Consider the following 14,183-nt stretch of genomic DNA (forward strand, 5'->3'; position numbering starts at 1 on the left):
GCGGGAACGAGGTGTAGAAAAAGTGAGGAGCGCACTGCGCCCACACGCCGAGGCCGGCTGCCTGCAGCGCGAGCACGGCGGCGAGTAGTCGTTTGGTGCGAAGCCTCATACCTATTGGACGAGGTTGTCCGGCCGAAGTGTGACACCGACTGGCTTGAGTGACTGAGACCCGCGTTCCGCAGCTCATTCATGAGCCAAGCCACGTTCAGGTCTGAAACCGCACGACGTGATGGAACGGCGGTTGAGCCGCAGTCTGATCACGCTGTGCTTTCCGGCACGCCGTCCCAAGGGTTGCTGCCCCTGTGCTCCGGCGTTCGGTGCTCCCGTGGCAGCCGACGCTCCAGGCGGAGCATCAGCCCCGCTCCCAGCGCGGCGAGGAGGCCCACGGCGAGCCAGGGGAGCAGCCGATCCTGGCTGAAGAGCAGGCCGAACAGCCCGGGCGCGAGAATGTTCGCGACGGCGAACGAGTACTGGAACGCCGCCAGATAGGTGCCCCGCGACCCGGCCGGTGCCGCGTCCGCCGCGAGCGCGTTCGACGCGGGTCCGTAGATCATCTCGGCGGCGGTGTAGCACAACACCACCGCCACCAGGAAGGGCACCAGGGCGTCGGACGGCAGCAGGACAGCCGCCGCGGACGCGGCGCACCACAGTGTCCACAGCCCGCCGGCCCACGCAAGGGCGCGGGGGCGGGTGCAGCGGCGGCGGACGAAGCGGGTGAGGGCGGCTGTACAGGTGGCCAGCAGCAGGGTGTTCAGGGCCAGTAGGGGGCCGGACACCCAGCCCGGTCCTGACAGGCCCTGGACGACGTAGACGGGCAGTGACAGGGCGAGGAAGGTGCTGCACAAGGCGAAGATCGTGCACGTCCCGATCAGCGCGAGGTAGGGCCGGTCCCGCAGCAGCGCCCGGTGGCCGGAGGGGCCGTCGGCCGGAGGCAGGGTGTGCGGGGTGGACGGCACCATGAGGACGACCACCAACGCGGCGGCCAGGAACGCCAGCGCGCTGCCGAGAATCAGCCCGTCGTAGACGCGCGCGGAGTCGAAGGTGAGCGCCACACCCGTGAGCAGCGCGCCACCGCCGACGCCCGTTTCCCGCATCATCCCGGCCCGTGCGAACCAGTGGTCCTTGGCGTCCGACCTCTCGGTGTCCGCCTGGTCCGCGATCAGCGTGAAGACCGAGGACCAGTAGACGCGCAAGCCGACCGTCGCCACCAGGACGGCGACCACCAGAGAACCCGCTCCGGAGACCGTCAGGTAGAGCAGGAAGCCGACCCCTTGCAGCGTCTGGCCGCCGGCGACCACCAGCCGCGGCCCGAGCCGGTCGACCAGCCATCCGACGACCATCGGCACCGGCAGGGTCAGCGCGGTGGTCATGCTGATGAGCAAGCCGATCGTCGACAGGTCAAGGTCGGTGACCTTGAGGAAGTACAGCAGCGACAATGGGAGGTACAGGCCCGTGCCCAGTGAGTCGACCGCCACCGCCGTCAGGAGCGGCCAGCGCCTTCGGCCGCTCCGCCCCGCGTTCTCGTCCGCCCCTTCCCGTGCCACGCGACGCACCGCCCTTGTCAGACCTCGGCCACCCGATGACCAGCCGCCATTTCTAACACGAGGGCCGACGGCCCTCAACCGCGCATCCCCTGAAGGTGCGGAGACGGTCCTCTGCCTCAGCGGTTCTTCTCCAGGGCCGATGGGGCTTGTCTCTTCTCGATCAGGTGGCTTTACCGCTCCGGCCAACGGATCATGGCGGTGCCGGCCGGTGTGGTGCAGCGTCACCTGCGCGCCGACTCGACCTGGAGGAAGCGGTGACCCGGTCGAGTCACCTGTCCTTGGCGATCTCAACGTCGACGACGACGCCGTAGTGGTCGCTCGGCCAGACACCGTCCGTGGGTTGGTCGAAGGCCAGGCTCGCGGCCCGGATCTCGCAGCGTGCCTGGGATGGGCGTGCCAGGAGCCGGTGAACACATAGTCGATCCGGCGCCGGTGCCCCGGCTGGCGCACGATCTGGTCGACCAGGGCGGCGTTGGTGGCGTTGTCGACGTTCCAGGTGTGGCCCGGTCCCTCGCCGGCGACCCCCCAGGCGTCGTGGTGGTGGACGCTGCGCCCGGAGATCGACTGGCCGCCGGTGAGGTAGCGGATGCTGGCCGCGTCGGAGCCGGCGTTGAAATCGCCGGCGATAATGGTGGGCAGGTCGGTGCGGTGCCGGGCGTCGAGGTCACTGAGCGCCAGGGCCTGCTGCTCGCGGACGGCCTCGGCGTCCAACCGCCAGGACGCGGTGGCGGAGATGAACAGTACGTCGCCTTCGCCCGGGAGCGGGACTTTGACCGCCAGAGTGCACCAGGGAACATCACCGGCGCCCGCCAGGCGCAGGTCGAGGACCTCCACCACCCGGTGGGGCCAGCGCGTGGCCACCGCGTTGCCGCCATAGCGATCGGCGAACGGCGGCGCGTAGGCCAACGCGTCGGCCTGATGGGTGCCATGCAGCCCGGTAGCTTCCAGAAGCTCGTCGAGTTGCCGGCGCCCGTCGCCGTCGACGACCTCCTGCAGCGCGACGAGGTCAGGGTCAGGGCCCGGTGGGCTTCGACTACCTGGGCCGGTCGAGGGACGGCGGCACGCGCCGTGTCGAGCCCCACCACTTGGTCACCCTCCAGGGCCGGTGGTACTTGGTCGCCTACGATCCCGGCCGTGCGGGCTGGCGCACCTTCCGCGTGGACCGGCTTGAACATCCCGTGCCGGCGCACGGCCGCTTCACCCCGCGTGAGCTGCCCGCGCCGGACCCGGTTGCCTATCTCACCCGGTCCTTCGCCGACGCCACGTACCCGTACACGGCCCGGCTCACCGTCGAGCTGAGCGCCGACGCGGTGCGGTCCCGGCTGTTCGTCCACGTGCCGGGCGACATCGAGGCCCGCGGGCCGGATGCTTGCGCGGTCAGGGTCAGCGCGGAATCGGCCGAGCTGGCGACACAGTACGTCGTCGCGATCGCAGGGCTCGGCGCCGGCTTCACCCTGGTAGAGGCATCAGAGGAGATCATCGCCCGTCTCCGAAATCTCCGTGGCCGCCTCCCGGAGTGATCGCCGGTGATGTCTTGCTCGGGGGCGCATCGTCACATGTCTCCATCGCCCCGGCGCTGAGCGGTGAGATTCCGAGCGGCTCCCCGTTCGGCGAGGGCCTCGAGTTCGGTGACTGCCCGGTCAGTGGCCGTCTCGGCGGCGATCTCGACACCCAGGCGCTGCGCTTCGCGGCGGTACGACGGGTCGTGCAGGACCCGGTCGACCGCGCGGGCGATCGTACGGGGCGAACTGCTCTTGCTCACCGTGATCCCGGCGCCGGCGTGTTCGACGTGCCGTGCCACCTCGCGCTGGTCCCGGCCGAGCGGCATGCAGACCAGTGGGACCCCGGCGGCCAGGGACTTGACGGCCGTCCCGTGGCCGGCGTGCGTGATGGTCACCGCGGCGTGGCGCAGCGCGATGCCGTGCGGAGCGGCCCTGGTGACCAGGACGTTGCCGGGCGCGCGGACCGCCGCCGGGTCCACGGCGGGGCCGGTGGTCAGCAGCCCGCGTACCGGCAGCGTGCCGAGGGCTTCGGCGATGCGCTCAAGCACGGTGTGCTGATCCATGAACGATGAGCTCAGGCCGACCAGCGCCAGCGGTGCGTCACCCGCCGGCAGCTCCAGTTCACCGGCCCAGGCCGGGTCGTCAAGCCGCGGGCCGACGTGCCGCACGTGGGCGGGGAAACGTCGGCCGGGGTAGTCGAGCACACGCGGGGACAACACGAGCAGCCGGTTGACACGGTCGAACGCGTCGATGACCGAGCCCAACGGCGCCAGGCCGTGGGCGACGCGGGCGGCGTTGAGCGCGGGCAATCCCCTCTCCCACGGTTTGAGGACCAGCCGGGCCAGGACTCGGTCACGCAGATGCCCCAGCATGCCCGTGGCGGGAGCGAGGCCCGGCCCCGGAGGCGGCCCGCCAGGAGTGGGGAACGGGTACAGGGTCGTCACCAGGGAGGCCACGGGGATCCCGGCCGCCTCGCCGCCGGTGAGAGCGCCGAGCAGCAGGTGCTCGGCGACCAGCACGTTCGCCGGGCGGGCACGCAACTCGGCCAGCGTGTCGCGCGCGTAATCAGCCGCGGGGCCGCAGACGATGCGATCCCTCAGCCGCGAGAACTCGCCCAGCGGCGTGCGAGCCTCGAAGTCCCTGATGACGTCGGTGGCCGGATCGGCGGGATCACCCTGGGGCGCGGTCGTCCAGGCGATCGGCTCCACTCCGATGGCGGCCACCTCCTCGTGCAGCGACCGGTCGGCCAGCACCCGCACACTGTGACCGCGTTCGCGCAACGCGCGGGCGACCGACAGGACGGGCGGCACGGCTCCGCCCCCGGCCCAGGTGGCGAACAGGAAATCGCTACTCATCGTTCCTCTTCCGCGGGTCGATCGAGGTCAGCAGGTCGCGCATGCCATGTTCGGCGTCCTCACGCGACAGGCCGAGGTCGCGCCGCCACAGTTTCCACAGGTAGACGTCCGTGGCGGCGTAGTGCAGGTTCAGCGCGTGCTCGCGGGCGGGGCCCGGCTCCGGGAGGCGGTCGGCGAAAACCCGCTCCAGCCACTCCCGATGCTGGACGCGCGCCTGAGCGGCCGCGCGGGCGATCGCCGGGACACGGTCGATCTGCGCGATCCAGAGCAGGTTCGCGTCGCCGTGCCGCTCGTAGTCCTCGAACAGGATGGCCACGATCGCCGCCACGTCACCGGTCGGCGCCTGACGGGTGACCGCCGTTTGCGACGCCATCCGGTCGGCCATGGCGTCCGCCAGCTCGTCCTTGCCGCCGAAGTGGTTGACGATCGTCTGCACCGACACACCGGCCTCATCGGCGAGGTGCTGCAGCGTGACGTCGTCGTACCACCGCTGCGTCCACAGCGTGGCCGCCGCCTCCAGCACGCGCGTACGCGTGGCCTCCATGGCCGCGGCACGCGCACCCATACGGTACGGACGCCTGGCCTCGCTTTCCATAGAGTCATGACTACATTCAATTGAGGCACGAGTCAAACGGAAATAGGTCAGGCCCTCCGCCGGAGGGTCTCGTACTTGCTCGGGTCCGAGAGAACGTCGGCGGCCCGGGCGCCGGGCGCAACGAAAACGAGCACCGGAAACCTCTGATTCGACATATCTCTAATTTGACAGGCTCCTAAGCAGGAGTGCAGACTCGAAACTACTTAGACATTCGTCGAAACACGAGATGGGAGATCGTCATGTCACGCGTCCAGCTCGCTCTGCGCGTCGCCGACCTGGAGAGCTCGATCACCTTCTACTCCAAGCTGTTCGGCGCCGAACCGGCCAAGCGCCGTCCCGGCTACGCCAACTTCGCCATCACCGAACCCCCGCTCAAGCTCGTGCTCATCGAGGGAGAGGAGGGCGAGGACACCCGCATGGACCACCTCGGCGTCGAGGTCGAGGACACCGCCCAGGTCAACGCGGCCACCCAGCGGCTCAAGGACGCCGGGCTGGCCACCTTCGAGGAGAACGACACCTCCTGCTGCTACGCCCTCCAGGACAAGGTCTGGGTCCACGGCCCCGGAGCCGAGCCGTGGGAGGTGTACGTGGTCAAAGGCGACGCCGACACCCTGACCAGGCAAGCCGGCTCGGTCTGCTGCACCACGACCGCAGAGGCAGGCGAAGGGGTGGTCGACGGGCAGCAGCCGAACGAGACTGCCCAGGGCACCGCAAAGGCCCCGACGTCGCCCTGCTGTTGACGGTCCGTTCCGGATGACTCCCCGACATCATCGTGCTCCGGCGCCCGCACCACCGGAGGATCGACGGGCGGAGACGGCCGCGCCCAGCCTGCGGAGCAGCGGGCGCACGCGCTCTCCGTGCCGTCGCCACCAGGCGCGGACCCAGATGGACTGGAAGAACGCCACCGAGGCGATGATCACCAGCACGTCCGCGAGGTCGGCCGTCGAGGTGGCCTGTGTCAGGTTGCCGTACGTCTGGCTCACCATCCGCACGGTGATCGGCAACGACACGAACAGGAACGAGGCCAGGCAGATCACGGTGCTCGGCACCAGGAAGAGACGGCGTGTACCCAGGAGGTGCCCGACGCGAGGCAGGCGGCGTTCGCCCAGCTTCTGACTTCGGCCGGTCGATCGCCGGCCAGCACGAGGAGGTCGTGTCCGGCGCAGACGCGGGTGAAGTCCTCCGGCCGGAGATCTCCCCGCGCTCGCCGGTGATCTCGACGCCGGAGTTCAGGCTCTGGAGGCGTTCGACGGCGGCTTCCACCTTGGGACGGCCCACGTCCCGCTCGGCGTAGAGGATCTGCCGGTTGAGGTTCGACAACTCCACGACATCGGGTTCCCCGCAGTGCAGGCGCCCCACGTCGGAAGCGACCAGCGCGAGCGCCGCGCTGCCGCCGGTGCCGACCACCCCCGCCAGGACCACGCTCGCCCGGCGCAACCGCACATGACGGTCCCAGCGCGTCGAACCTGGCCGCGGGTCCACCCATTCGTAGAAGGCGGCGCCGCGGCTGTAGCGGTCGAGTTCGGATGCGGTGAGCTCCGCCGGAGGCGGCGGACCGGTCCACGTCGCCGGACGTGCCCGACGAGTCGCAGTGGATCCAGCATCAAAAAACTGTGCACGCTCCGTTAAGGACAGCGTGCACGTGCTGCGGCATGCTGAAGCCAAGGCCAGCGGGGGAATCGGCCCACGTCCATGCGGCGATCTCCGCCATACGAGCGACTCTGCCGTACGGGGGCGGCTCCTGCCGGAGTGGATGTAGCCGTACATGAGGGGGACTTGTTATGTCTTGGACGTACCGGCGCATGCTCGCGCGTATCGGCGTGGCTTTTGGCCTTGGGCTCGCCTCGATCACGTTCGTTGCCTCGCCCGCCTCGGCCCACACCCTGCGCGAAGCCGTCGTTTCAGCGCAAGGGTGCGGTTGGCCGAACGGCGCCTACACGGAGCTCACCAGGGAGGATCTCTGGGATGACCGGAACAACATGCCCTTGGGCGAGGTCTACGTGTTGTGGAACGGCACCTATCGGGAGAACTGTGTGGTCACCCTGAGGGTCGGCCGGGCAGACGGCGTCGCCAGCTACACAGAGGCCGTCCTGGAGCGTCAGGGCATGGAGACCATCAAGGACGAGGGTAACTACGCCCACTACGCGGCGGCCAGCGGCAAAGCCGCCGGCACCTGCATCAGGTGGACGGGATCCATCAAGGCGATTTACGGCGGAGGAATCTACGGCACCACCACCACCAGGTGGAGGTTCTGCGACTAAGTGCTGTTCCCGGTCCCTGGATCGAGAGGGCTTGACCGATGCCCCCGCCGGAGGAGGAGAGCCATGATGCGCTCCTCCCCCCGTTGTCGGTCATTGCACTCTCGGGCAGGACGGCTCGGCAGGCGCGCGTCAGTGGTGGTGGCCCTGCCGGGGCGGCTTGTGCGACCGGCCAGGTGGACCGGACAGCGGCCAGATCGCCAACCGCAGGCCCAAGGGACGCAGCGACGAGTCAGGCGACCCCTAGCAGAACTCTTTCGCCTCGATGGTGATGGGGAAGGATTCGGTCTTCGTCCCGTCCGTGGCTGTGATCCGCGGGTGATACGTCCCGACCGGGAGCGGGGCGAACTCGACAAAGACCCACACGTTCAGCACCGTCGACCCGTCTTCGCGGTCGGTGTAGTTGCTGCCAGGCCCGATCGGCGAGCCCTGGCTGGTCGCGCCGGGAGGCAGGTTCTCCAGACTTGTCTCGATGGTCGTCGACCACGTGCCGATGACCGAGGCCACGAAGTACGTCAGGGGGTAGCCGTGGCTCGACGAGACGCATAAACGCTGGTTGTTCGGGCGCAGTTCCCACGTCGACGCCGACGCGGGAGTGCTGCTGGACAGGGCGAGCACGAGCCCGATCAGCGCGCCGAGGGCGAGCTTGGCGGCACGGTGGATCGTGTTTGGGAGCGCCCACATGAGCGCCATGCACGACTACTACCGAGCCCCCGATCGCGCCGCCGCGACCTGGCGACCGAGCCGGTGAGCGCCCGCGACACGCTTGCCGGCGTCGATGACGCTCGCTTACCCGAAGTGGCCCAGCACTGGACGCTTGAGCCTCTCTCGACCTTCCAGGAGGGTGACGACGTGCTCGACTTGATCCATGAGCTCGTCATGCCGACCGCTCTGATACCGGCCCGTCACCGTGCGCCCCATGGCCGGCGAGGCCGAACCGACCAGCCCAGTGACCGGCTCGGGAGGTCGTCGCGGTTCGGCAGAATGACTGATGTGCGCGTCGAATTGCTGGGACCGTTCGCGGTGCTGAACCGCGATGGGGCCGTCGTGGAGGTTCCCGGTGCCCGGCTGCGCGCGCTGCTGGCCGCACTCGCCCTCCAACCTGGCCGGATCGTCACCCGGTCGAGGCTGGTGGACTGGATCTGGGGGCAACGGCCGCCCGCGGACGAAGTGAATGCCCTGCAGGCGCTGGTGTCCAGGTTGCGCAGGGTGTTGCCGGAGGCTGTGATCGAGGCGGAGTCCGGCGGCTACCGGCTGGCCGTGGCTGCCGATGCCGTGGACGTGTGCCGGTTCGAGCAACTGGTGGGTCAGGCCCGCGCGGCCGAGCCCGCGGCGCGGGCGGAGCTGCTGCGCTCGGCCCTGGCGTTGTGGCGCGGCGCGCCCATGGCGGACATCGCCCTGCACGGCAGCGACGCGTTCGACGCCGCCGTCGCGCGTCTGGACGAGCTCCACGTCGCCGCGCTCGGGGATCGGGTGGATGCCGACATCCGCCTCGGCCGTGGCTCGGAGCTGGTCTCCGAGCTGACCGGGCTGGTCGCCGCCCACCCGCTGCGGGAGGGGTTCGTGGCGGCCTTGATGCGGGCGCTCGCCGAGGCGGGGCGCGGGAACGAGGCGTTGACCCTCTACCAGCGGACGCGCGAGCGGCTCGCTGAGGAGCTGGGCGCCGATCCGTCGGCCGAGCTCAGCGCGTTGCACACCGCGTTGTTGCGGGGCGAGCTGGGCGAGCGGGCGGAGCACCGCAGGACGAACCTGCGCGCCGAGCTGGCGAGTTTCGTCGGCAGGGACGATGATCTCTCCGCGGTCGCGGGTCTGGCCGTCAGGCACCGGCTGGTCACCTTGACGGGAGCGGGCGGCTCCGGCAAGACCAGGCTGGCCACGGAGACCGCGCGGACGATGCTCTCGGAGCTACCGGACGGGGCGTGGCTGATCGAACTGGCCTCCGTACGCGCGGGCGGTGAGCTGGCGCAGGCCGCCCTCACCGCGATCGGCCTGCGTGATCAGCCACTGCTCGGTGGCGCTCGGGGCGGGGAAACGATGGATCGGCTCATCGCCGCGGTCCGGGATCGCACGATCCTGCTGATCCTGGACAACTGCGAGCACGTGATCGAGGCGGCTGCGGCCTTCGCGGATCGGCTGCTGGGGGAGTGCCGGAGGTTGCGGATCCTGGCCACGAGCAGGGAGCCGCTCGGCATCACCGGGGAGGTGCTGTGGCAGGTCGAGCCGCTCGCGCTGCCCGTGAAGGGAGCCGACCCGTCCGAGGTCGGGGCCTCGCCCTCGGTGCGGCTGCTGCGGGACCGCGCTGATCTGGTGCGCAAGGACATCGGCTCCGATGCGCGCACCTTGGAGGCCATGGCGCGGATCTGCCGGGCGCTCGACGGGGTGCCGCTGGCGATCGAACTGGCCGCGGCGCGGCTGCGTACGATGTCCGTCGATCAGCTGGCCCGCCGGCTCGATGATCGTTTCCGCCTGCTGACCGGCGGCAGCCGTACGGCGCTCGCCCGGCACCGGACCCTGCGCGCGGTCGTGGACTGGAGCTGGGACCTGCTGACCGAGGCCGAGCGCGGCGTGCTGCGGCGGCTGTCGGTGTTCGCCGGCGGGGCGAGCCTGGAAGCGGCAGAACGGGTGTGCCGGGATGAGGCGGTCGCCGGGGAGCAGGTGCTCGAACTGCTGACCGCGTTGATCGAGAAGTCGCTGCTGCTCGCCGACGGCGATGGCGCGCCACGCTACCGGATGCTCGACACCATCAGGGAATACGCGGCGTCTCAGCTCGCCGAGGCCGGGGAGGCCGAGGTGGCGCGCCGGGCGCACCTCGCCTACTTCACCGAGCTGGCCGAGACGGCCGATCCGCACCTGCGCCGGGCCGAGCAGCTGGAATGGCTGTCCATGCTCGAGGCCGAGCACGACAACCTCAGCGCGGCCCTGCGCCGGGCGATCGCCGAGGGATGGGCCGAAGAGGCGATGCGGCTGGCCGGGGCCGCGGGCTGGTACCACTTCCTCAGCGGGCACAGGGCCGAGGGCAGCGAGCTGAGTGTGGCGGCGGCCTCGCTGCCCGGTGAGGTCTCCGATGGGGTGCGGGCGCTGGCGTACCTCATCGTGTCAGTGTTCGTGACCTCCGGGGTCAGCGGCGATCAGTATCAGGCGCGGGAGTGGATCCACGAGGCGCACCGGTTCGCCCAGCGCAGCGGGTCGCGCCATCCGCTGCTCGGGTTCGCCAGGGTGCTGGAGCTGACGCTGCAGGGCCCGGCGGAGCTCCTGCCCGCGTTCGAGCCGCTCATCGCCGGTGACGATCCGTGGGTGCGCGCGCAGGCCAGGCTCACTCGTGGCCGATTGCGGCTCAGGCTCGGCGGCGACGAGACCGACGTGGACATCGACGCCGAGATCGCCCTTGCCGAGTTCCGCACGCTGGGTGACCGGATGGGGATCTCGCTGGCGCTGACCTTCCTGGCCGATCGGCTCGCCACGCGCGGCGAGTTCGCACGCGCGTGTGAGCACTACGAAGAGGCGGTCGTGGCGCTGACCGAGGTGGGCGCGACCGAGGACGTGGTCGGCATGCGGGCGCGGCTGGCTCAGCTGTACTGGCTGCTCGGCGATGAGCAGTCCAGCACGTCCGCCATGGTGGAAGCGCAGCGGTGCGCGGGCGGGATCGCCTTGCCGGACGCGCTTGCCGAGCTGGCGCTCTCGAAGGCGGAGCTGGCGCGCTGGCGCGGCGAGCCGGACAAGGTACGCGAACACCTGGCCACGGTGCAGGGGGTGCTGGGCGACGGGGAAATGGTCGACTTCGTCCGTGCCATGACCATGCACCTGCACGGCTATCTCACCGACGATCTCGAGAAGGCCCGCGTGTACCGGGCCGAGGCGTTGCGCGCGGCACAGTCCATGGAGCACACCTATCCGCCGATGATCGCCGAGATGTTGATCGGGATCGCGGATCTCGCGCTGCGCCAGGGCCAGCACGAACAGGCCGTGCGACTGCTCGCGGCGAGCGACCGCGTGCGCGGCACACCGGATCGTTCGCAGCCGGACGTCTCCCGGATCGCCGCGGAGGCGCGGAACCGCCTCGGCGAGACCGTGTTCGCCGAGGCGGCCCGTGACGGCCGGCGGCGCGACTGGCGCGAGCTGGCCGCGCTCACCCTCGCGTCGTGAACGACACGCGCCCACAGGTGGCCGATCAACGCGAGCCCCGCACACCAGGCGATCGCCGTGCTGACGCCGCCGCCGGGGCTCGCTCGGCTCGGGTTCGAGACTCCCGATGCGCAGGCACACCACCTCCACGCCGAACTTGTCGGCGTACAGCCGCCCCAGAGCCTCCACGGCGACCTTGCTGACGCCGTACAGGCCGTCGGGGCGAGGTGGCAGGTGCGGCGAGACGGTTTGCGCGGCCGGGTAGCAGCCGGTCAGCCGGTTGCTGCCGGCGAGTATCACTCGCTTGATCCCCGTCAGCCGCGCCGCCTCGAGAACGTGGTGGGACCCCAGGACGTTGCCTTCGAGAAGGTCGGCGAGCGGCGCCTCGTCCGGCACTCCCGCCAGGTGCACGACCGCGTCGGCGCCGCTGATGACCGACATCACGTCCTCGACGCAGGTCAACGACGTCTGGTGGATCTCCTCGTTGGGCCCTTGGGCGGTCACAGGCGCCCGGTCGACCGAGACCAGCCGGCGTAGTCGCCGGCGCAGCGGCTCCCGCAGCACACTTCCGACCCGTCCGGCGGCACCAATCAGAACAACCGTCTCCATCGTCATGAACGGCAGTATGCCGACGCCATCCGACACTCCTGCCAGCGACAGGCGAAAGGCCCCGGGAGCCCGGAGCCCTTCGCCGCCGTGCGCCGTTCAGGCCCGCTCGCGCGTCACACCCTCCAGGAGCTGGTGCACTTGGCCGGGCTGCCACCGAGGCCGGGCTGCTTCGTGCAGGCCTTGTACAGCCAGTTGGCCTTGGCCCGGTGGCCCTGGCTGTAGGTCGTGTTCTTGATCGACAACAGCGGCGACGACTCCCACTTCCCCTTCGAAGGGTTGTAGACCGACAGCCAGAGACTGTTGCCGTTCGCTCCGGAATTCTTCGGGACACGAGCCCAGATGTAGGTGTTCGCGCCCCACTTTCCCGAACGAAGCTGCAGCGTGTAGGTCTTCTTGGCGACGGTGACCTTCTTCGTCGTCAAATTGCCGACGCCTGTGGCGTGCTTCGGCGCGCTCGCCGACCAGTAACCCGCCGCCTGGGCACTCGAAGCGGACATGACGAGCGCGGCCGACGCCGCCAGGGCGACAGTGCCTATGGACGCGACGCGCCCCACGATTTTCCGCATACGTGCGATCTTCTCCTTCTCCCGATCTGATGGGGCCGGTCGATTGACTCCGGCCGGTCGAACGTTAGGGAACGGCGGTATATCCGCGGTATGCCGCCGCCGGGCACCACGCATGGATCAACGCCCTGCGTACGGCCGAAGGCGCCACGCGGCGCTACCGCATCCTGGCCGCGCTGGAGAAGTTCGGGGTGGCGATCAACGAACTGGCCGGGCAGGGTTTCGCCGAGCGCGCGCGGGGGTGAGGGAAGTCGGTCCGGGTTTCAGCCGCCCTTGGTCCGGGCGTGGCTGGGCCGCGCGAAAAGATCGAGCATGAGCAGCGCGGCTCGTGTCAGGATGCTCGGCATGTCCAACCGCGCATTGAGCTTCGGGGTGATGGCGGAAGCATACGAACGGTTCCGGCCGGGATACCCTGGGCAGCTTTTCGACCTGGTGATGGCGTACGCGGCTCAGCCCGTTCGGACCGCCCTTGAGATCGGCGCCGGCACCGGCAAGGCGACCCGCCTGTTCGCTCAGCGAGGGGTCACCGTCACCGCGACCGAGCCCGATGGAGCCATGCTCGCCGAGCTGCGCAAGCACGTGCCGGCGAACGTCAGGACCGTGCAAGCCGCCTTCGAGGACCTGCGACCGGGCGAGACGTACGGGCTGGTCTATGCGGCGGCGGCGTTGCACTGGACGAACCCGGAGCACCGGTGGTCCCGCATGGCCGCGCTGCTCCAGCCGGGCGGCGTGTTCGCCTCGTTCGGCGGTCCTGTGCAACTGGCTGATCCGGCTGTGGAGGAAGCCGTTCGTGTGGCGCGGTCGCCGTTCCTGGCCAGCGACGAGGTCGCGTCTCCGGATGGCACGCCTCCGGAGCATGACATGCAGTGGCCGGGTACGGAGCTGCGGCGGTCCGCGTGGTTCGCCGATGTCCGGCAGTCCGTGGTCGAGCGGCGGTTGACGATGAGTGCTCGCGACTACATCGGTCATCTCTCGACCGTCTCGGCTTATCTCGTCCTGCCGACCGTGGAGCAGGAGCAGGTGTTCAGCCGCGTCATGCAGGTTCTCCCCGCGACGGTCGAGCTCATAGCCGACATCACCGTCCATGTCGCGCGTCGGCGCCGGGAGCTCTAGCGCCGCCACGAGGGACGGCGAACGGCGCCGGACCGGGGGAGTCATCCGGCAGCCGGCCATGAGCCGGCGACGTGGCTCGGAAGCCGTGGGCTCACGCGTCGCCGAGGTCGCGTAGCGCCAGTGCCTGGGCGTCGGCCAGTCCCTTGCGGGCTGCGATCCTGCGCCGTGCCCGCACCTGCGCGCTCGTGTGCGGGCGGTATTTCGGCTCTCTCCCGCAACCGCACGTCTCGAAGCCTTCGTACCGGAGCCCCGCTCCCAGCACGGCCGCGACAGCCGCCCATTCGCGGTCCTTCGCCTTGCGCGGGGCCGCGAAGTCATGGCCGGCGAACACCATCGGCCGGCGGCAGCGCGTGCACAGGTGCTCCCCGCCGTCCCAGGCCAGCTTGCGGCTCTGCCGGCAGGAGACGCACACGTAGTGGACCTTGTAGGTGACCTCCGCGTACGTGCACACAGGACCAGAGTACTCGCGGTTTTCACGAAGATTGTTACGCTGCGGCCTCAGACCCGAGATGATCGGGGCCT

12 protein-coding genes and 3 pseudogenes are annotated in these 14,183 nt (G+C 70.1%); 5 read left to right on the forward strand and 10 right to left on the reverse strand.

What is annotated here, in order from left to right; genetic code table 11:
• Positions 1-257 precede the first annotated feature (257 nt).
• Entirely contained in the window at positions 258-1,958 is a 1,701-nt protein-coding gene (locus E1294_RS57080; RefSeq protein ID WP_342775031.1) for an MFS transporter, read from the reverse strand.
• Positions 1,944-2,546: pseudogene (locus tag E1294_RS57085) on the reverse strand (endonuclease/exonuclease/phosphatase family protein); the annotation flags it as partial. The gene E1294_RS57080 and the pseudogene E1294_RS57085, both read right to left, overlap by 15 nt.
• Before the next feature lie 20 nt (positions 2,547-2,566).
• Between E1294_RS57085 and E1294_RS08960 the strand changes: the two are divergent.
• Positions 2,567-3,064 (forward strand): WYL domain-containing protein, encoded by a 498-nt coding sequence (locus tag E1294_RS08960; RefSeq protein ID WP_132506699.1) that lies wholly within the window; start codon positions 2,567-2,569, stop codon positions 3,062-3,064.
• 32 nt (positions 3,065-3,096) lie between these two features.
• On the opposite strand, the gene E1294_RS08965 is transcribed toward E1294_RS08960, so the two are convergent.
• Both E1294_RS08965 and E1294_RS08970 read right to left on the reverse strand, forming a co-directional pair.
• A complete protein-coding gene (locus E1294_RS08965; protein WP_132506701.1) occupies positions 3,097-4,401 on the reverse strand; it encodes a glycosyltransferase in 1,305 nt (434 codons plus the stop codon).
• Positions 4,394-4,966: a TetR/AcrR family transcriptional regulator gene (locus tag E1294_RS08970; RefSeq protein WP_165977184.1), complete on the reverse strand. Its 573-nt coding sequence runs from the start codon at positions 4,964-4,966 to the stop codon at positions 4,394-4,396. The genes E1294_RS08965 and E1294_RS08970 overlap by 8 nt, the downstream gene beginning before the upstream one ends.
• Before the next feature lie 269 nt (positions 4,967-5,235).
• Here E1294_RS08970 and E1294_RS08975 point away from each other — a divergent pair, with 269 nt between their 5' ends.
• Positions 5,236-5,736 (forward strand): ArsI/CadI family heavy metal resistance metalloenzyme, encoded by a 501-nt coding sequence (locus tag E1294_RS08975; RefSeq protein WP_132506705.1) that lies wholly within the window; start codon positions 5,236-5,238, stop codon positions 5,734-5,736.
• Positions 5,737-5,763: 27 nt separating this feature from the next.
• On the opposite strand, the gene E1294_RS52555 is transcribed toward E1294_RS08975, so the two are convergent.
• Both E1294_RS52555 and E1294_RS57960 read right to left on the reverse strand, forming a co-directional pair.
• Positions 5,764-6,045 (reverse strand): hypothetical protein, encoded by a 282-nt coding sequence (locus E1294_RS52555; RefSeq protein WP_165977177.1) that lies wholly within the window; start codon positions 6,043-6,045, stop codon positions 5,764-5,766.
• A 151-nt stretch (positions 6,046-6,196) separates the two neighbouring features.
• A pseudogene (locus E1294_RS57960) lies at positions 6,197-6,763 on the reverse strand (HesA/MoeB/ThiF family protein); the annotation flags it as partial.
• A 35-nt stretch (positions 6,764-6,798) separates the two neighbouring features.
• On the opposite strand from E1294_RS57960, the gene E1294_RS08985 reads away from it, so the two are divergent.
• The gene (locus E1294_RS08985; RefSeq protein ID WP_132506707.1) at positions 6,799-7,257 is read left to right on the forward strand and encodes a hypothetical protein; all 459 of its coding nucleotides are present in this window, start codon (positions 6,799-6,801) and stop codon (positions 7,255-7,257) included.
• Positions 7,258-7,497: 240 nt separating this feature from the next.
• On the opposite strand, the gene E1294_RS08990 is transcribed toward E1294_RS08985, so the two are convergent.
• Positions 7,498-7,947, reverse strand: coding sequence for a DUF5980 family protein (locus E1294_RS08990; protein WP_132506709.1), 450 nt, complete (start codon positions 7,945-7,947; stop codon positions 7,498-7,500).
• A gap of 300 nt (positions 7,948-8,247) precedes the next feature.
• On the opposite strand from E1294_RS08990, the gene E1294_RS08995 reads away from it, so the two are divergent.
• Positions 8,248-11,397, forward strand: a complete 3,150-nt coding sequence (locus E1294_RS08995) for an AfsR/SARP family transcriptional regulator (protein WP_132506711.1) — start codon at positions 8,248-8,250, stop codon at positions 11,395-11,397.
• 63 nt (positions 11,398-11,460) lie between these two features.
• Here E1294_RS08995 and E1294_RS09000 read toward each other — a convergent pair.
• Both E1294_RS09000 and E1294_RS09005 read right to left on the reverse strand, forming a co-directional pair.
• Positions 11,461-11,991 (reverse strand): annotated as a pseudogene (locus tag E1294_RS09000) (NAD-dependent epimerase/dehydratase family protein); the annotation flags it as partial.
• A gap of 107 nt (positions 11,992-12,098) precedes the next feature.
• Positions 12,099-12,551, reverse strand: a complete 453-nt coding sequence (locus tag E1294_RS09005; protein WP_132506713.1) for a hypothetical protein — start codon at positions 12,549-12,551, stop codon at positions 12,099-12,101.
• Positions 12,552-12,860: 309 nt separating this feature from the next.
• On the opposite strand from E1294_RS09005, the gene E1294_RS09010 reads away from it, so the two are divergent.
• The gene (locus E1294_RS09010; RefSeq protein ID WP_220447633.1) at positions 12,861-13,661 is read left to right on the forward strand and encodes a class I SAM-dependent methyltransferase; all 801 of its coding nucleotides are present in this window, start codon (positions 12,861-12,863) and stop codon (positions 13,659-13,661) included.
• A 91-nt stretch (positions 13,662-13,752) separates the two neighbouring features.
• Here E1294_RS09010 and E1294_RS09015 read toward each other — a convergent pair whose 3' ends face one another.
• Entirely contained in the window at positions 13,753-14,112 is a 360-nt protein-coding gene (locus E1294_RS09015; RefSeq protein WP_220447634.1) for a hypothetical protein, read from the reverse strand.
• Positions 14,113-14,183: the final 71 nt, after the last annotated feature.

This window comes from Nonomuraea diastatica, from assembly GCF_004349015.1.
Classification (GTDB): domain Bacteria; phylum Actinomycetota; class Actinomycetes; order Streptosporangiales; family Streptosporangiaceae; genus Nonomuraea; species Nonomuraea diastatica.

Coding starts and splice junctions, on each gene's coding strand:
- E1294_RS09005 (WP_132506713.1), bottom strand. CDS start 12,551: ATGCGGAAAATCGTGGGGCGCGTCGCGTCCATAGGCACTGTCGCCCTG.
- E1294_RS08985 (WP_132506707.1), top strand. CDS start 6,799: ATGCTCGCGCGTATCGGCGTGGCTTTTGGCCTTGGGCTCGCCTCGATC.
- E1294_RS09010 (WP_220447633.1), top strand. CDS start 12,861: ATGAGCAGCGCGGCTCGTGTCAGGATGCTCGGCATGTCCAACCGCGCA.
- E1294_RS08965 (WP_132506701.1), bottom strand. CDS start 4,401: ATGAGTAGCGATTTCCTGTTCGCCACCTGGGCCGGGGGCGGAGCCGTG.
- E1294_RS08970 (WP_165977184.1), bottom strand. CDS start 4,966: ATGGGTGCGCGTGCCGCGGCCATGGAGGCCACGCGTACGCGCGTGCTG.
- E1294_RS08990 (WP_132506709.1), bottom strand. CDS start 7,947: ATGGCGCTCATGTGGGCGCTCCCAAACACGATCCACCGTGCCGCCAAG.
- E1294_RS08975 (WP_132506705.1), top strand. CDS start 5,236: ATGTCACGCGTCCAGCTCGCTCTGCGCGTCGCCGACCTGGAGAGCTCG.